The organism is Burkholderia seminalis DSM 23518 (assembly GCF_902832885.1).
GTDB lineage: Bacteria > Pseudomonadota > Gammaproteobacteria > Burkholderiales > Burkholderiaceae > Burkholderia > Burkholderia seminalis.
Genome location: NZ_CADFDK010000013.1, coordinates 1 through 18,836 on the forward strand (window position 1 = coordinate 1; position 18,836 = coordinate 18,836).

15 protein-coding genes are annotated in these 18,836 nt (G+C 67.5%); 11 read left to right on the plus strand and 4 right to left on the minus strand.

Translation table 11 applies throughout. From position 1 onward, the window contains the following. Nucleotides 1–743: circularly permuted type 2 ATP-grasp protein (locus tag HWX00_RS29155; RefSeq protein WP_175868166.1), on the minus strand; the 743-nt coding region annotated here is incomplete at its 3' end. 587 nt (nucleotides 744–1,330) lie between these two features. On the opposite strand from HWX00_RS29155, the gene HWX00_RS29160 reads away from it, so the two are divergent. The 11 genes from HWX00_RS29160 (at nucleotide 1,331) to HWX00_RS29210 (ending at nucleotide 15,626) form a co-directional block, all read left to right on the plus strand. Further along, entirely contained in the window at nucleotides 1,331–2,326 is a 996-nt protein-coding gene (locus HWX00_RS29160) for a LysR substrate-binding domain-containing protein (protein ID WP_175027871.1), read from the plus strand. A 645-nt stretch (nucleotides 2,327–2,971) separates the two neighbouring features. After that, nucleotides 2,972–3,382, plus strand: coding sequence for a hypothetical protein (locus HWX00_RS29165; protein WP_175027909.1), 411 nt, complete (start codon nucleotides 2,972–2,974; stop codon nucleotides 3,380–3,382). Between the two features lie 63 nt (nucleotides 3,383–3,445). Beyond that, nucleotides 3,446–4,243 (plus strand): hypothetical protein, encoded by a 798-nt coding sequence (locus HWX00_RS29170; RefSeq protein ID WP_175027872.1) that lies wholly within the window; start codon nucleotides 3,446–3,448, stop codon nucleotides 4,241–4,243. Nucleotides 4,244–4,362: 119 nt separating this feature from the next. Next, nucleotides 4,363–7,062 carry a poly-beta-1,6 N-acetyl-D-glucosamine export porin PgaA gene (pgaA, locus tag HWX00_RS29175; RefSeq protein WP_175027873.1) on the plus strand — a complete coding sequence of 900 codons (2,700 nt, stop codon included), beginning with the start codon at nucleotides 4,363–4,365 and terminating at the stop codon, nucleotides 7,060–7,062. 14 nt (nucleotides 7,063–7,076) lie between these two features. Further along, nucleotides 7,077–9,170 (plus strand): poly-beta-1,6-N-acetyl-D-glucosamine N-deacetylase PgaB, encoded by a 2,094-nt coding sequence (gene pgaB / locus HWX00_RS29180; RefSeq protein WP_175027874.1) that lies wholly within the window; start codon nucleotides 7,077–7,079, stop codon nucleotides 9,168–9,170. Continuing rightward, nucleotides 9,167–10,438: a poly-beta-1,6-N-acetyl-D-glucosamine synthase gene (gene pgaC, locus HWX00_RS29185; protein ID WP_124668986.1), complete on the plus strand. Its 1,272-nt coding sequence runs from the start codon at nucleotides 9,167–9,169 to the stop codon at nucleotides 10,436–10,438. Before pgaB ends, pgaC begins: the two co-directional genes overlap by 4 nt. Beyond that, on the plus strand, nucleotides 10,416–10,904 hold the full coding sequence (locus tag HWX00_RS29190; RefSeq protein WP_034185946.1) for a hypothetical protein: 489 nt from the start codon (nucleotides 10,416–10,418) through the stop codon (nucleotides 10,902–10,904). Before pgaC ends, HWX00_RS29190 begins: the two co-directional genes overlap by 23 nt. Before the next feature lie 117 nt (nucleotides 10,905–11,021). After that, on the plus strand, nucleotides 11,022–12,845 hold the full coding sequence (gene glmS / locus HWX00_RS29195) for a glutamine--fructose-6-phosphate transaminase (isomerizing) (protein ID WP_175027875.1): 1,824 nt from the start codon (nucleotides 11,022–11,024) through the stop codon (nucleotides 12,843–12,845). After that, entirely contained in the window at nucleotides 12,842–14,110 is a 1,269-nt protein-coding gene (locus HWX00_RS29200; RefSeq protein ID WP_175027876.1) for a hypothetical protein, read from the plus strand. Before glmS ends, HWX00_RS29200 begins: the two co-directional genes overlap by 4 nt. Nucleotides 14,111–14,280: 170 nt before the next feature. Next, nucleotides 14,281–15,117: a c-type cytochrome gene (locus tag HWX00_RS29205; protein ID WP_175027877.1), complete on the plus strand. Its 837-nt coding sequence runs from the start codon at nucleotides 14,281–14,283 to the stop codon at nucleotides 15,115–15,117. 29 nt (nucleotides 15,118–15,146) lie between these two features. Then, nucleotides 15,147–15,626: a GNAT family N-acetyltransferase gene (locus HWX00_RS29210; RefSeq protein ID WP_175027878.1), complete on the plus strand. Its 480-nt coding sequence runs from the start codon at nucleotides 15,147–15,149 to the stop codon at nucleotides 15,624–15,626. A gap of 81 nt (nucleotides 15,627–15,707) precedes the next feature. On the opposite strand, the gene HWX00_RS29215 is transcribed toward HWX00_RS29210, so the two are convergent. From HWX00_RS29215 to HWX00_RS29225, 3 genes are read right to left on the minus strand one after another with little or no spacing between them, the layout of a single operon-like run. Next, complete coding sequence (locus tag HWX00_RS29215; RefSeq protein WP_175027879.1) at nucleotides 15,708–16,958, minus strand: Zn-dependent hydrolase; 1,251 nt, start codon at nucleotides 16,956–16,958, stop codon at nucleotides 15,708–15,710. Beyond that, nucleotides 16,951–17,475: an L-2-amino-thiazoline-4-carboxylic acid hydrolase gene (locus HWX00_RS29220; protein WP_034185941.1), complete on the minus strand. Its 525-nt coding sequence runs from the start codon at nucleotides 17,473–17,475 to the stop codon at nucleotides 16,951–16,953. The genes HWX00_RS29215 and HWX00_RS29220 overlap by 8 nt, the downstream gene beginning before the upstream one ends. 25 nt (nucleotides 17,476–17,500) lie before the next feature. Next, the gene (locus HWX00_RS29225; RefSeq protein WP_175027880.1) at nucleotides 17,501–18,667 is read right to left on the minus strand and encodes a branched-chain amino acid ABC transporter substrate-binding protein; all 1,167 of its coding nucleotides are present in this window, start codon (nucleotides 18,665–18,667) and stop codon (nucleotides 17,501–17,503) included. Nucleotides 18,668–18,836: the final 169 nt, after the last annotated feature.

Consider the following 18,836-nt stretch of genomic DNA (forward strand, 5'->3'; position numbering starts at 1 on the left):
TCGCTGCCCTCGACGAGGTGCACGCCCATCTGGTCGGCGAGGAACGAGTGTTCGTAGTACGCGGAATTGTGGATGCCGGGCGTGAGCACGGCGACGGTCGGGTTGTCGGCGTTGCCGCCCGGCGGGCACACCGCGGCCAGCGACTGGCGCAGCATCTGCGGATAGGTCTCGACCGGGCGCACCTTCACCTGCTGGAACAGCTCCGGGAAGAGCTGCATCATGGTCTCGCGGTTTTCCAGCATGTAGGACACGCCGGAGGGCGTGCGCGCATTGTCCTCCAGCACGTAGAACTGGTTCTCGGCGGTGCGCACGATGTCGACGCCGATGATGTGCGTGTACACGTTGCCGGGCGGCCGGAAGTCGATCATCTCCGGGATGAACGCCTCGTTGTGCGCGATCAGGTGCTTGGGCACGATGCCCGCGCGCACGATTTCCTGGCGGTGGTAGATGTCGTCGAGGAAGGCGTTCAGCGCCATCACGCGCTGCTCGATGCCGAGCGAGAGGCGGCTCCATTCGGCGCCCGAGATGATGCGCGGGACGATGTCGAACGGAATCAGCCGCTCGGCGGCCTCCGCGTCGCCGTAGACGGCGAACGTGATGCCCGTCTTGCGGAACACGCCTTCCGCGTCGTGGGCTTTCTGGGCGAGGCTCGCGGGATTCTGCGTGTCGAGCCATTGCTTCAGGCGCGCGTAGGGCGCCCTTACCATGTCGCCGGATTGCAGCATTTCATCGAATGGCTTCATCGATCTTTTCTCCATCGATCGTTTTCCCCGGCATTGCGCATGCCGGACCGGCGTAATGAATGCTTTGCAAGGAACGTGCCTTGCGCTACCCCCCGATATCCCCCCGTTTTTGCGCCGCGCCGGGCACGCCCGCACGGCATCGCGCACCATAACGGTGCATCACCCGGCGCGGCGGGCGCCCGCATGCGCCGCGAGCGCGCACGGCCGATGCTGCGCCGCGTCCTGCAAACATAGTTCCCCCGCGTGTCACGAATGTGCAATCTGCACTGCACAAAAAAATGGCGCGACCGGGCACCGGATCGCGGCAAGGGAGGCGGGCCGGCACGCACACGGCGCAACCGACCCTGGGGAAGTACCGTCTGCGGCACGCCGGGCGTTCGACGCGGTGAACTATCCGGTTAGCCGGGTCCGGCACCTCAACGCTATGTAGCCGTAATCCCGCCGACAACGCTCATGCATATTTCGACTGACACCGATCGAAAAAAAACATCGGACCGCCCCCGCGAGGCGCGGTACGCTAGAAAACTGGCGCGGCGCAGCGATGCTGTCGCCTTTCAGGCGCCCGACTATAAAAAGCGAAGATCGAAATGGAAGCAAAGTGGCTGGAAGATTTCCTGAGCCTGGCGGATACCAAGAGCTTTTCCCGGGCCGCACGTCATCGGCACCTGACGCAATCGGCATTCAGCAGACGAATCGCCGCCCTCGAAACGTGGATGGACGCGAAGCTGGTCGACCGGAGCATCAATCCGGTTGCGTTGACGCCGGCCGGCCAGATGTTTCGCGGGCTTGCCGCGGACATCCTGCGCAGCATGTATGCGGCGCGCAATCTCGTGAACGGCTATGACCAGTTCGCGGCCAGCGACCAGGTCGTGCGGTTCGCCGTCGCGCATACGCTCGTGTTCACGCTGTTCCCCGAATGGCTCAAGCAGCTCCATGGCGAAGTCGGCCACGTGACCGCCCGCGTCAACGCGGTCAACGTGCCGGAAGGCGTGCAGCAGCTGGTCGAAGGCGAATGCGACCTGCTGCTCGGCTATCACCATCCGCAGCTGCCGATCGTGCTCGATCCGAACCACTTCCCGTTCGTCAGCCTCGGCATCGAACGAATCCTGCCGGTGTCGACGCCCGACGCGCGCGGCAAGCCGGTGTTTCAGCTGCCCGGCACGCCGGACGCCCCGCTCCCGCTGCTCGCGTATTCGTCGGGGGCGTTTCTCGGCAACATCGTCGAGATGCTGCTGCTGAACGCAACCGAGCCGTATGCGGTGCACCGATGCTTCGAGACGCACATGTCCGAGGCGTTGAAAGGCATGGTCGTGGCCGGGCACGGCATCGGCTGGCTGCCGGAAAGCTGCGTCGCGAAGGAGCTCGCCGACGGCACGCTCGTATGCGCGGGCTCGGGAGACTGGATCACCGAACTCGAGATCCGCCTGTATCGATCGGCGCGCAAGCGCGGGCTCGCGGCCGAGCGGTTGTGGACCTACATCATGAACCGGCCGCGCGCGGCGGTCGAAGGCGCGCTCGATGCCGAACAGGCCGCCGCGCCGGCGATGCGCACCGCACGGCGACTCGCCGGCGGCAGCCGCTGATTCCTGCATTCGCGCCGTGCGGGTTCACGGTGCGAATGCGCTTTCTCCAGCCAGCAATCGCCAAGCCCGCCGAAGCCCGTGAAATCCCTGTGCCCGATCTGCAATCGATATCAGACGAAACGCAAACGTTTGCATTCAATATCGTATTTTTTACTGGCACGGCATTACTTCAGAATATTAAGACCGATTTTACGGACGGAAATACCCTGTTACAGAACAAAATAAAAGTTTCCATTTACCTGCAACAACCCAAAATAACAAAAACGTCGCACCCTCTTTTCACGACGCACGACCTGTATCCTGACCTTCATTGTTTCGCGTCGAACACAGCCGCAAGAATTCCTTTTATCAGTCGTTACTTTTCGGCACGAACGTCGATACCTCCGACGTGACTCAATGCGTGCTCGATCATCGCTACCGACCAGCAATAATCATATTCGGCAATATCGACTTTCTTCAGCATTAAACGAATCAGACGAATCCATCGTTATCCTATTTAAATAGGATATTTCCCTTCGTCCCATTCCAGCCACACGCGGTTGTTGATTCAAAAGCCATCGTGTATCAATAGCGTGTCGCAAAAAGAACGCTGCCAAATCTGACTCGGAATAAATGCTCGCCATTGATTCCGGACGGGAGGTTGCAATGTCTTCTTCGTTTCGACTGCCTGCTCGCCCTTTCCTCAGCCTCTTCCTTTCCTCGCTCTGCGTGAACGCGATGGCCGAGGCGCCGGCGTCCGGTCCGGATGCCGGCCGCTACGTGATTTCGTATATCTGCGGCGACGCACGCATCGACGGGACGGCACCGCTTCCTCCCGACGGCCGGCCATACAACCTGGGCGTGTCGTTTGCTTCCGGCCGCACCGGACAACCGCTCGCCAACGTCCAGGTCCGCCTGCGGCGACATGGCCGCGTGCTCGTCGAATTCAACGCCGCGGGATCGCGCTGCCTGTTCAGCGTGCCGGACGCCAGCTACCGGGTCGAAGGGACCTATCAGGGAGCGACCCAGTTCGCGATCGTCGAAACGGGCACGCTCACCACGCAGTTGCGATGGTGAACGCCGCCTGACCCCATCCCGATCGCGTCATCCACCGCAACGCATCGAATCGAGGAGCTTCGAATGACTCGTGCAGAACGACCCGACGGCTCGTCCGCCCGCCCGCCGAAACCCTCCTGGGGTCCTGGAAAGAACGCGGCGCTCAGCTTCGTCGCGTTCGCCGCGATCTTCGGCCTCTTCGCGTATACCGAGCGGGACAAGACCGTCGGCCATGCGAGCGTGACGCACGACATCGCCGGCGCAATCGGCACCGCGGTCGGCAAGTACCGCCAATCCATCGTGGCCGCGACCACCCGCGCGAGCGGCACGTCAGGCCCTCCGGCCTCCGCCGCGCCCGCACCGACGATTGCGCGACAAGCCGCGCCGCCGGGGCCGGCTCCCGCGCCGTCCGCATCGACGCCGCGCGAAGTATCGACCGCGCCCCCGGTCACGCTCGCGGTCGAACCGCACGCCGCGTCGCGGGTCCGGCCCGGCACCGCCGCCCGACACCGGCAGTCGTCCCATTCGCCGCCCGTGACACTGGCCGCCAATACGCGTGGCGCGCCGGCCCACGGCCGCGCCGCCGCACGCTCGACTGACGAACGTCGCGCACCGCGCACCCAGACGCTGGCAGGCACGCGAAGGCGCCTGGATTTCACGCCGAAGGCGCCGCCGTACGGTACCGACGCGGCGCGCATGCAGACGGCAAGCGTCACGCACGAGGCGCTTGAAGGCGCACGTGCGCTGGCAAGGGCCCGCTCGTGCGCGGTGATCGACGAGTGGAACTGCGTGGAGCAAAACGCGAGCCGTGCGCTTGCGATCGACCCGACGAACAGCGAATCGCGCGCGTTGCTGGGACAAGCGATCCGCAATCGACTGTGAGCCGGTCGGATGCCGCCTGGCCGCGCCGCCCGGCGGAGCGACGGCCGGCGGAGCGACGGCCGGCGGCAAGCGTCGTCGGGCGTGCAATCGACGTGATCGTTTCAGAGTGAGGAGACACCGTGGACAACCCTCGGAAACAACCCTGCACCACCGTCGCCCCGTCCAACCGGCGGATCCTCCTGCGTGCGCCGCTGGTGCTGCTGCTCGTCGCGTCCGGCCCGTGCTTTTCCGCCGAAGGCGACGCGGAAGGCGGCGCGAGGGAAATCGCCAGATCCGCGCCGGATGCGCTTGCGCCCGATCGGCAAACGAGCGTGACATCAGTGCAGATCGCCCAGGATTCGGACTCGCTGCCCCCTCATGCGCCGACACCGATCGCACAGGCATCGGATGCGTCGATGCAGATCGCGCAGGCACCGAAGCCGGCCCAGCCGACCACGGTCGTGGTGGACCCGGACGCGCCGCAGCCGGCTGACCGGGGGCCTGGCGCGGCATCGGCCGATACGCAGGCCTCGGTCGCGCAGACGTCGCACGCGCCGATGCGGCTTGCGCAGGCGTCCGGCACCGCGTTTCCGAATACGTCGGCACCGCACGCGCAAACGTCGCATGCCCCGATGCAGCTTGCGCAGGCATCCGACACCGCTCGGGCGAATACGGCCGCACCGATCGCGCCCACGTCGGGCGCCTCGCCGCGGGCCGCACCGACCACAACCACCTCATCGGCCACCACGCCGACGCTGACCGCTCAGGCATCCGGCACCCCGATGCCGAACGCCCCCACCCCCGTCCCGCAGACGCCCGGCTCGCAACCGCCGCCGTCCCAGACGCCGAACGCACCGACGCCCGGCGCCCAACTCCCTGGCGAACCGATCCAGCGATCCCAGGGCCCCGACGTCGAAACACCGAACGCGCAGGCGCCGAATCTCCGCACCGCCGATGCCGCGACGGTACGCAACGACGTGTTCGGCCTCGCGGCGAGCGGCGGCGCGATCAAGGCGCTCGACGAAGCGAAAGCCCGGCCCGATGCGTTCTCCGCCGTCGACATCGCGCAACTGGAAGAACTGTCGATTCGCCAGCAAGTGCGCGGCGGCCGCGACAAGTCGCGTTCGATGACGAGTTCGGACCGCTTCGACGGCCTCGACAACGCGCTGCGCGCGGCCGACGACCTCGACAAGCGGATGCCGGCCACGCCGGAATACACGCCGGTCAGGACGGCGCTCGCGGGCGACCGCACGGTCGCCTACGCGGCACGCGGCGACATGAAGACGGCCGTCGCGACGTTCGAGACGATTCCGTCCAGCGCGGAAATCTCGATCGACGCGCTGGCGGCCGTCGGCGACGCCTACCTGTACCTGAGCGAACCGGCCAAGGCGAACGTCGTCTACCTGCGCGCGCTGAAGCAGGCGTCCGCGTCGCCGACCGACCGCGCGACCCGCGGCTTCCAGTACGGCGTGCGCACGCGCGAGATCGAACTGCGCGAAGGCGTGTTCTGGTCGTACGTCGACCAGGGGCGCGCGGCGCAAGCGAAGCAGGTACTCGACGAGATGGGCAAGTCGCTGCCGCCCGTCAAGGAGGTGCGCAGCGTCGGCCCCGAGGAAGGCGACTACCTGCGCTACTACCGGCTGCGCGCGCAATACCTGATCTTCACGGGCCATGCCGACGAAGGGATCGCCGCGCTCGAACAGCTCGAGAAGCAGGTGCCGTTCAACGCGGAGATCCGTGCCGCGCACGCCGACGCGGTGTCGGGCCAGTCGCACCCGCGCCAGGCGATCTCGATGTATCGCGCGTCGCTGACCGATCACCCGGACAGCGTCGAGATGCTTGCCGGCCTCGGCCGCGCGTCGCTCACGGCGGACGACTACGCGACCGCGAAGACCGTCGACCAGACCCTGGGCGACACGTTCCCGGACAGCGGCGCCGTGCGCGGCTTCAAGCGCGACTACAAGGCCTATCGCAGCCCCGTGTTCACGACCGACCTGAGCTTCGAGCACGGCAACAGCGCGCTGGCCGACAACAGCTTCACGTCGGACAGTTATGTGTATTCGCAACCGTTCGGCGACAACTGGCGCGTCTTCTCGCACACCTTCTTCGGTCATGCGCAAACCGACGGCGGCAACGTCAGCCGCACGCGCACCGGTGTCGGCGGCGACTACCGGCACGGCCCGCTCACCGTGCAGGGCGAAGTCACGCGCTCGTTCGGCGCGGACGGCCGGACCGGCGGCCGCGGAACGATCGCGTACGCGCTGAACGACTACTGGACGGTCGGCGCCGGGCTCGACACCAACGACAACTCGCTGCCGTGGAAGGCCTATGCCGCGCACATCTGGGGCCGCTCGGCGAACGTCGAGGTCGTGTATCGCCAGAACGACCGCCGCGAGATCAGGCTGAGCTACGGCGTGAGCCGCTACAGCGATTCGAACCTGCACCAGGAGATTTCCGCGACCGGCACGCAGCGCGTGTACACGACCGCGACCCAGCTCGTCAACGTATCGCTGAACCTCGGCACGGACAGCAACACGCGCCAGGACGCGCCCTACTTCAGCCCCGGCCGCGACTACGCGGCCGCGGCGACCGTCATGCACCAGCTGACGCTGTGGAAGAAGGGCGACATGGGGCTGCAGCAACGCGTGTCGGTGTCGGGCGGCGTGTACAACGAGCGCGGCTTCGGCACCAGTCCGCTGTGGAGCGCGCGCCTCGAGCACGCGTGGACGTTCAAGCACGACATCACGCTGACCTACGGCGTCGAAGTCAGCAGCCATGCGTACGACGGCCAGCGCGAGCGCTCCGAAACCGGCTTCCTGTCGGTCAACCTGCCGTTCTAGCAAGGAGAGCGTTCATGCACACCAGACGGACCTTCATGTGCGGATGCCTCGGCACGTTTGCCGCCTGTTCGTTGTTCCCGGGCGTGACGAACGCCAAGATGATCGACCTGCTGCCGCCGTCCGATCCGGCCGACGGCAAGACGTTCCGCGTGATCTGCATGCACGACGTGCGCGACAACCTGATGGCGTCGTTTTCGTCGCCGTCGGCGATGGTCGATCCGTTCGCGGTCGATACCGGCACGCTGACCGCGATCTTCTCGTGGCTGCAGACTAACAACTACCACACCATCACGGTCAAGCAGATCGAGGAGTCGCGGCACGGCGGCACGCCGCTGCCGCCGCGCGCGGTGCTGCTCACGTTCGACGACGGCTACCGCAGCCACTACACGAAAGTGTTGCCGCTGCTCGAGCGCTTCAAGTATCCGGCCGTGATGGGCATCGTCACCGCATGGATCGACGCGCCGCCGGATGCGCCGATCCGCATCAGCGACAAGATCCAGGTACCGCGCGACTACTTCATGTCGTGGGACGAAGTGAAGCAGGTCGGCCAGTCCCGTCTCGTCGAACTCGGCTGCCATACCCACAACCTCCATCATGGCGCGATCGCGAATCCGCAAGGCAACGAGTTGCCGGCGACCACGTCGCACCTGTACCTGCAGGATCAGCAACGCTATGAAACCGACGCCGAATTCGCGGCACGCGTGCACAACGACCTGCAGACCTGCGTACGGCAGATCCGCGACCACACGGGCGTCGTCGCGCGCTCGATGGTATGGCCGTACGGCGCGGAAAACCAGCCCGTGCGCCAGATCTCGACGTCGCTCGGCATGGACATCCAGTTCAGCCTCGACGCCGGCCCGAACACGCCGGACGTGCCGCTGGACCGGCTGAGACGGATCCTGATGATGTACGACGTCGACATCGGCGGGTTCGAGCGCTCGATGCGCGAGCCGGCGTCCAACCGCGGCGACGTCGACGTGCCCGAGCGCATCGTGCAGGTCGATCTCGACCAGGTCTACGATCCCGATCCCGCGCGGCAGGAAGCCAATCTCGGCAAGCTGATCGAGCGCATCTACCGGATGCAGCCGAAATCGGTGTACCTGCAGGCCTATGCGGACCCGAAGGGCACGGGCGTGGCCGAATCGGTGTATTTCCCGAACCGGCACCTGCCGATGCGCGCCGACCTGTTCTCGCGCGCCGCGTGGCAGCTCAATACGCGTGCCAACGTGCAGGTGTACGCGTGGATGCCGGTGCTCGCGTTCCGGCCGCCGGCCGACAAGCAGCGCGGGCTCGAGGCCGTCAGCGCCCACGGCGGCGCGCCGGCCCGCGAGAACGGCACGCGCGTGTTCCGGCTGAGCCCGTTCGATCCGGACGCGCGGCTGATGATCCAGCAGATCTACGAGGATCTCAGCAAGCATGCGTCATTCAGCGGCATCCTGTTCAGCGACGACGCCGTGCTCGACGACTACGAGGACGCGGGCCGGCATGCGCTGCGCATCTATGCGCAGTGGGGGCTGCCCGCCGATATCGGCAAGATCCGCGAGAACCCCGAACTGATGAAGCGCTGGACGCGCCAGAAGTCGCGCTACCTGATCGACCTGACCCGGCAGCTCGAGCAGATCGTGCTGGCCCACCAGAACGTCGGCGACGTGCTGACCGCGCGCAACCTCTTCGCGATGCCGGTGCTCAAGCCCGAATCGGAAGCGTGGTATGCGCAGAACTACGACGACTTCCTCGCCGCCTACGACTACGTCGCGCTGATGGCGATGCCGTACATGGAGCAGGCGAAGGACCCCGAGGGCTGGCTGGACCAGCTCGTGCGAGCCGTGCGCGCGAAACAGCGCGGGCTGCAGCGTACCGTGTTCGAACTGCAGTCGTACGACTGGCACGCGCACAAGGACGTGCCGGCCAGCACGCTGCTCACGCAGATGCGGCGGCTGCGCAGCGAGGGCGCCGTGAATTTCGGGTACTACCCGGACAACTTCCTGAACGGCCAGCCGGAACTCGACGCGATGCGCGACGTGATGTCGCTGAAGTCGCGCCTCGACCCCACCTCGATCAACGCGCTGATGCAGATGCAGCAATCGCAGGGGACGAAGACGCCATGACCACCCACAGCCTCATCACGCGCCTGCAGGATTTCGTTTTCTACTACCCGTTCTTCATGTCGTATCTGTGGATGATCGGCGGCGTCGTGCACTACTTCCTGCTGGAAGAAGGCCGCACGCTGTCGACCCGGACGATCGCGGCGAGCGGCATCCCGAAGATCTCGATCGTCGTGCCCTGCTTCAACGAAGCCGCGAACGCACGCAGCGTGATCGGCCACCTGAACGGGATGCAGTATCCGAACTACGACATCATCGCGGTCAACGACGGCAGCCGGGATCGTACCGGCGAGATCCTCAACGCGCTGGCCGTCGAGATCCCGCGGCTGCTCGTGATCCACCACGCGCGCAACGAAGGCAAGGCGGTCGGGCTGACGACCGCGGCGGCCGTGTCGAACGCCGAATACCTGCTGTGCATCGACGGCGATTCGCTGCTCGCGCACGACGCGATCGGCTGGATGCTCGAGCACTTCCTGACCGACCCGGGCGTCGGCGCGGTGACCGGCAACCCGCGCATCCGCACGCGCACGTCGCTGCTCGGCCGCATGCAGGTCGGCGAATTCTCGTCGATCGTCGGGCTGATCAAGCGCACGCAGCAGGTGTACGGCCGCATCTTCACGGTGTCGGGCGTCGTCACGATGTTCCGCAAGACCGCGCTCGCCGACGTCGGCTACTGGAGCTCGGACATGCTGACCGAGGACATCGACATCAGCTGGAAGCTGCAGTGCCGCGACTGGCGCGTCGTGTACGAACCGCATGCGCTGAGCTGGATCCTGATGCCCGAGACGCTCAAGGGGCTCTACCGGCAGCGGCTGCGCTGGTCGAAAGGCGGCATCCAGGTCCTGATGAAATATGCGGGCACGCTCGCGCGGCCGACGCAGATGATGATGTGGCCGCTGTTCGTCGAATACCTGATCGGCATCGCGTGGGCCTATTCGATGTCGTTCATCCTGCTGCTCGCGCTGCTGAACCTCGTCTACCCGCTGCCGCCGAGCTGGCACGTATCGGTCGTGCCGCACTGGCACGGGATGCTGCTGGTCGCGACCTGCATCCTGCAGCTGATCGTCGGCAGCATGATCGATCGTCAGTATGACGAAAAACTCCTGATGTATTTCCTGGACACCATCTGGTATCCCGTTGCTTTCTGGCTGATCAGCATGATCACCACCGTCGTCGCCCTGCCGGCCGTCGTGCTGCGGGGCCGCGGCAAGCGGGCCGTATGGGTCAGCCCCGATCGAGGCATTCAACATGAAAAACGCGCCGATTATTGACCTTTCCCTGCGCACGCCGCGCGAAATGATCACCGAACGCGGCCGCGTCGTCGGCTCCGTGCTGGTCGTCTGGTTCCGCCTCGTGCGGCCGGCTCTGGTCGGAGCCGTGTGGGCATCGATCTGCATCTATACGTACCGCTACCTGCTGCCGTTCAACGAAGCCGAGATGCCGATCGAGCAGATGGTGTTCTACGCGACCTCGATCGCGCTCATCGCGGGCACGATCGTCACGTGGCTGATCGCGGGGCGCGTCGTGCATCCGCTCGCCCACCGGCTGCGCGTGTCGAAGATGCTGCGGCGCTCGGCCAGCGCGAAGGCGCGCTCGGTGCCGTCCACCGCGCTGGCCGGTGCCCGCCGGCGCGGCGCGCGGCGCACGACGCGCATTCTCGTCGCGTCGCATGACGCGAACGGTTCGATTTCCGGCATCGAATGGGTAGCGCACGCGGGGCCGCCGCCCCGCGAGTAAGTCAGCGGAGACGCGCCGCCGCGCACCGGACGCCCCCGTGCCGCGCGGCGCCGCTCCAGACGCCGCGCTGCCATGCATCGCCGGCAGGCCGGCAACTTCTTCTGGACGAGGTGAATCATGTGCGGAATCGTCGGAGCAAGCGGCCTGAACAATCAGGTGCCGCAACTGGTCAATGCGTTGAGCCGGCTCGAGTATCGCGGCTACGATTCGTGCGGCATCGCCGTGCAGGACGACGGCCGCCTGCGCAGCGAACGCACGCTGCGGCGCGTGACGGACCTGCAGGCGCGCGTGCTGACGCTCGGCCTGGAAGCGCAGACCTGCATCGCGCATACGCGCTGGGCGACGCACGGCGCGCCGTCGGAAATGAACGCGCATCCGATCATGTCCGGCGATACGATCGCGGTCGTGCACAACGGGATCATCGAGAACCACGACGCGCTGCGCGCGGAGCTGCGGGAGCGCGGCTACACGTTTCGCGGCCAGACCGATACCGAGGTGATCGCGCACCTGATCCACAGCGTCTATCGCGACGACCTGTTCGACGCGGTCGTGCGCGCCGTCAAGCGGCTGCACGGCGCGTACGCGATCGCGGTCCTCGGCGCGCACGAGCCGCAGCGCCTCGTCGCCGCGCGCGCCGGCTCGCCGCTCGTGATCGGCATCGGCGCCGAGCAGAACTACCTCGCGTCGGACTGCGCGGCGCTGGGCGACCTGACCGACCGCTTCGTCTACCTGGAGGACGGCGACGTCGCGCTGATCACGCCGGAACGCATCGCCGTGGTCGACTCCGGCGGGCACGATGCCCGGCGCCCGCTGTGCCAGGTGAAGGCGCGCGAGGGAGACGCCGCGCTCGGCCCGTACCAGCACTTCATGCAGAAGGAAATCTTCGAGCAGCCGAAGGCGATCGACAGCACGCTCGACGGCATCGACACGATCTCGCCGGCGCTGTTCGACGCGACCGACGGCACGCTCGCGCGGCTGTCGAGCGTCAGGAGCGTGCTGCTGCTCGGTTGCGGCACCAGCTACTACGCCGGACTGACCGCGAAATACTGGCTGGAGAGCATCGCCGGCATTCCCGCGCAGGTGGAGATCGCCAGCGAATTCCGCTACCGCGACACGGTCGCCGATCCACGCACGCTCGTGGTCGGCATCTCGCAGTCCGGCGAAACGGCCGACACGATCGGCGCGATCGAGCAGGCGCGCGCGATGGGCCAGGAACTGTCGCTGGCGATCTGCAACGTCGCGACCAGCACGATCGCGCGCAATGCGCCGCTGCGGTTCCTCACGCGGGCCGGCATCGAGCTCGGCGTCGCGTCGACGAAAGCGTTCACGACGCAGCTCGTCGCGCTGTTCGTGCTGACGCTCACGCTCGCGCAACTGCGCGGCCGGCTCGACGCGGCGCACGCCGCGATGCACCTGAAGCAGCTGCGCGCGCTGTCCGGCCGCATCGGCCATGCGCTTGCGCTCGAAACGCAGGTCATGGGTTGGGCCGCGAAGTTCGCGCGCACCGAGAATGCGTTGTTCCTCGGGCGCGGCATCCACTTCCCGATCGCGCTGGAAGGCGCGCTGAAGCCCAAGGAAGTGTCGTACATCCACGCGGAAGGGTATGCGGCCGGCGAGCTGAAGCACGGCCCGCTCGCGCTCGTCACGAGCGCGATGCCGGTCGTCACGATCGCGCCGGACGACCGCCTGTTCCAGAAGCTGAAGTCCAACATGGCCGAGGTGCGCGCGCGCGGCGGACGGCTCTACGTGCTGGCGGGCAGTCAGCTCGAAATCGACGCCGACCGCGACACGCACCTGATCCGCGTGCGCGAGTCGGGCGACCTGCTGTCGCCGATCGTCAACGTGATCCCGCTGCAACTGCTCGCGTATCACGTCGGCTGCGCGCGCGGCGCCGACGTCGACAAGCCGCGCAACCTCGCGAAATCGGTGACCGTCGAATGAAACGGCGCCCGCGCCCGGTGCCCGCGCCCGCGCGATGCGTCGCGGCCGCGCTCTGCGGTGCGTGCGGCATCGGCGCGGCGCCGCCGGCCGCCGTCGCCGCCGCGCCGGTCGTTCACACGGTCACCGTGCAGGCTTCGCCCTCGCCGCAGGCCACCGGCGACCCGCGCCGCTTCATGCACGGCATCGGCGTGGCCGACGCCGGCGACGGCAAGCGCTGGGTGTTCTTCAGCAGCTCGGGCATCGAGCCGCGTGGCGCGTTGCGCGGCGGCAGCTGGCCGCACGACGTGTACGTCGGCGAATGGCGCCCCGGCGAGCCGCGCCTGCTGCACGTTCACACGTTCATCAGCCGCCCCGAGGCGCAGGAACCGGTATCGATCGCGCAAAACGCGCGCGGCGACATCTTCGTCACGTTCGAGGACGGCTGGAAGGCGCCGCAGGAGGTCAGCCAGCGCTACGGCATCTACCGCCGCGACCTGAAGCCGGTCAAGCCCTACCCGAACGACGTCGAGTCGGGCGGCCATTCGGGGCATGTCGCGACGGTCGGCGAACGCTTCGTCGTGTTCTATTCCGCCGACTGGGTCGACGGCGGCGGCGTCGACAATCTCGGTTCCGGCAACGGCGTCTACCTGAAGACCTACGACGCGGCCGGACACGTGCTGAACCACGTCGCGGTCGCGCCGCACCGCCGCGAATGGTGGCCCGTGATCGCGGGCTCGCCGCGCACCGCGCTGCTCGTGTGGCAGAAATTCATCGAAGGCAGCACCGACGCGACGCTCGAATACGCGATGTTCGATCCCGTCACGGCGAAGCTCGACATGCTCGGGACGCTGAACGACAGGATCCGGTATTACGTGTACTCGTCGGCCTACGTGCCGGAGATCGACCGCTTCATCGTCGTCACGACGACGGCCGACGATCGCGGCATCGCGATGCTGATCGCGCCGGACGGTCGCCGCACGGCGACGCTCGACTGCCTGCCCGCATCGGTGCGCGAATCCGGCATCGGGGTCGCCGGCACGCATGCGTATGTGCCGACCCGCGACGGGCGGCTGCTGACACTGGCGCTCGGGGCCTCGACGATTTCCGCGAGCGGCGTGCAGCGCTCGCCGATTCCGTGGGGCTCGACCGGCATCGCCGGATTCCCGGCCCGCGGGTCGGCCATGCATTTCGTGTCGCTGACGCCGTCGGGCACGCGCGAAGCCGATTTCGAACCCGGGCGCGACACGTCGATGCCGAACGACGCAGCGCGTTGCTCGAGTCATTGACGACAGTCCGGCCCTCGGTCATGTCGTCAGCGCGGGCCGGCCTCGCGCGCCCCTTTCCTCAGCGGAATTCGCCAGCGCCGCGCGTAGCGGATAGACTGTCGCCCGATTCCTTCCATCGCCCGCGGCGCCCGACTCCTGCTGCCGCCGGAACGTCCTTTCCCGGAGAACGAATGCTGAAGCGCCAGTGGTTTTCGCTCGTGCTGCTGACGGTTTGCCTGCTCGGACAACGCGCGTCGGCGCAGTCCACGCTCGAACTCGACACCGACGGCACCGCCCGCCCCCTCACCCGGCAGACGCTGCTCGCGCGCCCCGATGCGGCGGACATCCACGTACCGCGCGACATCGCGTACGGCCGGCCGATGACGTTCCGCGCGGTGCCGTTCGCCGCGCTGCTCGGCGACACGCCGCTGCCGGCCGACGGCGTGCTCGAAACGCGCGCGGCCGACGGCTTCGCCGCGCAACTGCCGCTGGATCTCGTGCGCCCCCACGCCCCGGCCCGCGCCGTCCCGTGGCTCGCGATCGAGGACCCGGCCCATCCGTGGCCGAAGCTGCCCGGCAAGCCGGTCAGCGCCGGGCCGTTCTACCTCGTGTGGCTCGGGCCGGATGCGTCGTCGGTGCGCGGCGAGCAGTGGCCGTACCAGATCGTGCGCGTCACGATCGAATCGTCGCCGCTCGCGCGCTGGCCGTCGCTGGCCGTCGATCCGGCCTTGCCCGCCGACGATCCGGCCCGCGCGGGCCAGCGGCTGTTCGTCACGCAATGCCTCGCCTGCCACCGGCTCGACGGTGCGGGCAGCAGCCACGCCGGCCCCGACCTGAACACGCCGATGAATCCGGTCGACTACTTCCAGCCGGCCGCGCTGCGCCGCTATATCCGCGACCCGGCGTCGGTACGCGACTGGCCGGGCCGCCGCATGCCGGCCTTTCCGCCCGACCAGCTGAGCGACCGGGAACTCGACCAGATCGTCGCGTATCTCGCGTACCGGGCAAAGCGCAAGGCCGGCCAGTAACGGGCAGCCGGATCATCCAGGGGACGTTGATGACATCACGCGACACGCTGTTCACCATCGCGCCGATCGACGCCGCGCAGACGTACCCGCTCAGGGCGACGATCCTGCTCAACGGCGACCTGAACGCATGCGAGCTGGCCGGCGACCATGCGCCGACGACGCTGCATGTCGGCGTGCGCGACCGGTCGGGCATCGTCGCCGTCGCGTCGCTCTGCGAGGAACCGCGCGACGACGATCCCGCGCAGCCGGCGTGGCGGCTTCGCGGAATGGCCGTCCACCCTGCCGTGCGCGGCATGGGATTCGGACGCGTGCTGGTGCAGGTCTGCGTGCGGCACGCGGAAGAACGCGGGGCCGCGCTCGTCTGGTGCACGGCACGCGAAGCGGCGTACCGGTTCTACGAAAAGCTCGGGTTTGCGGCCGATGGTGCGTTGACGACGATGCCGGGCCGCACCGATACGGCGTTCCACGTGATGCGCCGCTACATCGGCCGGCATTCGCGGTCGGTCTGACGCAACGCGCGCGCTGGCGTCACGCCAGACGAACGCCTGCCCGGCCGGCGAAACCCTGCCGCCGGGCCGGGCGCGTCACGCTCAGGCTTCCTGCGCGCTTCGCAGCACCGCGCGCAACAGCACGTCGGCGCCCGCCGCCGCCCATTCGGGCGTGATCGCTTCGGCCTCGTTGTGGCTCAGCCCGTCGACGCACGGCACGAAGATCATCCCGGTCGGCGCGACGCGCGCGACATAACACGCGTCGTGGCCCGCGCCGGACACGATATCCATGTGCGACAGACCGAGCGCCTCGGCCGCGTCGCGCACTGCGTCGATGCAGCGCGGCGCGAACGGAACCGGCGGGTACGTGAAGATCTGCTCGATCCGCGCGCCGAGGCCGGACGCGTCCGCCACGCGTGCGAGTTCCGCGCGCAGCGCCGCGTCCAGTTCGTCGAGTACCGCATCGTCGGGATGGCGGAATTCGACCGTGAAGAAGCAGCCGCCCGGCACCGTATTGCGCGAGTTCGGCCGCGCCTCGATCATCCCGACCGTCGCGCGCGCATGCGGCGCGTAACGACGGCCGAGTTCGTCGAGAAACGAGATCATCCGTGCGGCGCCGACCAGCGCATCGCGACGGAATGCCATCGGCGTCGTGCCCGCGTGCGCGTCGACACCGGTCAACGTCACTTCGTACCAGCGTTGCCCCTGCCCGGCCGTCACGACGCCGATCGTCTTGCCGGCCCGTTCGAGAATCGCGCCCTGCTCGATATGCAGTTCGTACGCCGCGTGCACCGGATAACCGCCGACGGGCGCCGCGCCCGCATAGCCGATCCGCTCGAGCTCGTCGCCGATCGTCCGGCCCGTGCCGTCGGTACGCGACAGCCCGTATTCGAGCGTATAGACGCCGGAAAACACGCCGGCCGACACCATCGCCGGCGCGAAGCGCGAGCCTTCCTCGTTGGTCCAGATCACGACGTCGACCGGGCGCTCGGTCTCGATGCCCGCGTCGTTCAGCGCACGCACGACCTCGAGGCCGCCGAGCACGCCGTAGATGCCGTCGTACTTGCCGCCCGTCGGCTGCGAATCGGCGTGCGAACCGGTCATCACCGGCGCGGCATCGGGATTCCGGCCGGGGCGGCGCGCGAACACGTTGCCCATTTTGTCGACGCGCACCGTGCAGCCGGCCTCTCGCGCCCATTGCACGAACAGGTCGCGCGACTCGCGATCGAGATCGGTCAGCGCGAGGCGGCAGACGCCGCCCTTCGGCGTCGCGCCGATCTGGGCCATCCGCTCGAGCGACGCCCACAGGCGGTCGCCGTCGACGCGCGGTACGTTGATGGTGTTCTCACGCATCGCCGTGCTCCGCGGAACCTTGCAGCGCATAGCGGAAATCGCAACGCTTGCCGCCCTGCATGATCGTGCTCGTGCGCGTGAGCGCGATATCCGGCGCATAACCCTGGATGAAATAGCTGTCGCGCGCGCAGCTGAGCAGGTGCCCGATCTCGCCGAGCCCCATCGCGTGATACATCTCCGCGTAGCGGCAGCGATGCACGTCGTAGTCGTAATGCGTGTCGTCCGCGCGCCGCACCTCGACGTCGAGCGCATCGTCCTTCTCCCACAGCACCTGCAGCGCGATGAACGACTTCACGCTCGTGCCGTCCGGCTCCTGCGCGGCGAACGTGCGGCCCGCGTCGACGGCCGCGCCGCGCACGGCTTCCGCGATCACGGCCTGCGCGCGCTCGGTGCCGAACTCGCGCTTCATGATCTCGTAGATCGGCTTGATGATTTCCGCTTCGATGCGGCGCCGCGCGAGGATCCCGAGGCGCGTGTCCTCGGGTGCGGCGGCGGATGTCGGGCTGGATTCGGTCATGGGGATCGTCTTTGTCTCGTGGGGGTTACTTGGCCGCGGTGCGCGAACCGCCGAGCACGTCGACGACGGCCCACTTGCCGCCGCGCACCTGGTAGATCGTGAAGGCCGGGTCCTTCAGGTTGCCTTCCGGGTCGAACGCGATACGCCCGGTCACGCCCGGCCGGTCGATGGCGCGCACCGCCGCGACGAGCTTCGCCGGCTGCGTCGTGCCGGCCTTCTGCGCGGCGGCGATCAGCGTGGCCGCCGCGTCGTACGCGAACGGCGCATGCAGTTCGATCGGTGCATGAAAGCGTGCCTGGTATTGCGTGTCGAACGCCTGGCCGCCCGGCATCCGGTCGAGCGGCAGGCCCGGTTCGAGCGCCGTCACGCCGTCGCCGTCCTTGCCCGCGAGCGACAGGAAGGTCTGGCTCACGAAGCCGCCCGCGCCGAGCAGCGGCGCATTGATGCCGAGCTGGCGCATCCGTCGGGCGATCGGCGCGGCCTGCGCATCGAGGCCGCCGAAGAACACGAGATCCGCGTGCTTGCCCTTGATCGCGGTCAGCACGCCGCTGAAATCGGTCGTCTTGTCGTTCACGTACTGGCGATCGACGATCGCGCCGCCGTTCGCCTGCACGCCCTTGATGAACTGGTCGGCCAGTCCCGCGCCGAACGACGTGCGATCGTCGATCACCGCGATGCGCTTCGCCTTCAGCGTCTTCACCGCATACGCGCCGGTGAAATTGCCGCCCGCATCGTCGTGGCCCATGATCCGGAACGCCGTCGCGTAGCCCTGCTGCGTGTATTGATGGCCGGTGGACGCCGGCGCGATCTGCGGGATGCCCGCGTCGCGGTACACGCGCGACGCCGGCACGCTGCAGCCCGTGTTCCAGTGACCGACGACGCCGATCACGTGCTGGTCGACGAGCTTCTGCGCCACCGCGACGGCCGTGCGCGGATCGGACTGGTCGTCGGCCGCGACGAGCTTGTAGACGACCGGCTTGCCGCCGATGGTCGGATGCTTGGCGTTCGCGTCGTCGATCGCGAGTTGCGCGCCGTTCTGCAGATCCTTGCCGATCCGCGCGGACGGGCCGGTCAGCGGCACGGCGAGACCGATCAGGATCGTCTGCGGTGCGGATTGCGCGAACGCGGAAACGGAGGCGACCAGGGCGGCCGCGGAGAATGCGAGACTGGCGGAGAGGAAAGCGATTTTCATGTGTGGAGGATCGGTAGGTCGAATCAAAACATGAAAAATATTAAATATTCAACACCCAAGCCCCAAATACCCAATTGTTGGATGCTTATGCCGTTTCCGGAACATTAACGTATACGACTGTATATAAAGCATATTTTCATGTTGTCGCTTACCCTGACTTTTCGATAAA

What these genes read in the sequence shown, in the direction of transcription:
- HWX00_RS29160 (WP_175027871.1), top strand. Translation starts at nt 1,331, where the DNA reads ATGGAAGCAAAGTGGCTGGAAGATTTCCTGAGCCTGGCGGATACCAAG.
- HWX00_RS29165 (WP_175027909.1), top strand. Translation starts at nt 2,972, where the DNA reads ATGTCTTCTTCGTTTCGACTGCCTGCTCGCCCTTTCCTCAGCCTCTTC.
- HWX00_RS29170 (WP_175027872.1), top strand. Translation starts at nt 3,446, where the DNA reads ATGACTCGTGCAGAACGACCCGACGGCTCGTCCGCCCGCCCGCCGAAA.
- pgaB (WP_175027874.1), top strand. Translation starts at nt 7,077, where the DNA reads ATGCACACCAGACGGACCTTCATGTGCGGATGCCTCGGCACGTTTGCC.
- pgaC (WP_124668986.1), top strand. Translation starts at nt 9,167, where the DNA reads ATGACCACCCACAGCCTCATCACGCGCCTGCAGGATTTCGTTTTCTAC.
- HWX00_RS29190 (WP_034185946.1), top strand. Translation starts at nt 10,416, where the DNA reads ATGAAAAACGCGCCGATTATTGACCTTTCCCTGCGCACGCCGCGCGAA.
- glmS (WP_175027875.1), top strand. Translation starts at nt 11,022, where the DNA reads ATGTGCGGAATCGTCGGAGCAAGCGGCCTGAACAATCAGGTGCCGCAA.
- HWX00_RS29200 (WP_175027876.1), top strand. Translation starts at nt 12,842, where the DNA reads ATGAAACGGCGCCCGCGCCCGGTGCCCGCGCCCGCGCGATGCGTCGCG.
- HWX00_RS29205 (WP_175027877.1), top strand. Translation starts at nt 14,281, where the DNA reads ATGCTGAAGCGCCAGTGGTTTTCGCTCGTGCTGCTGACGGTTTGCCTG.
- HWX00_RS29210 (WP_175027878.1), top strand. Translation starts at nt 15,147, where the DNA reads ATGACATCACGCGACACGCTGTTCACCATCGCGCCGATCGACGCCGCG.
- HWX00_RS29215 (WP_175027879.1), bottom strand. Translation starts at nt 16,958, where the DNA reads ATGCGTGAGAACACCATCAACGTACCGCGCGTCGACGGCGACCGCCTG.
- HWX00_RS29220 (WP_034185941.1), bottom strand. Translation starts at nt 17,475, where the DNA reads ATGACCGAATCCAGCCCGACATCCGCCGCCGCACCCGAGGACACGCGC.
- HWX00_RS29225 (WP_175027880.1), bottom strand. Translation starts at nt 18,667, where the DNA reads ATGAAAATCGCTTTCCTCTCCGCCAGTCTCGCATTCTCCGCGGCCGCC.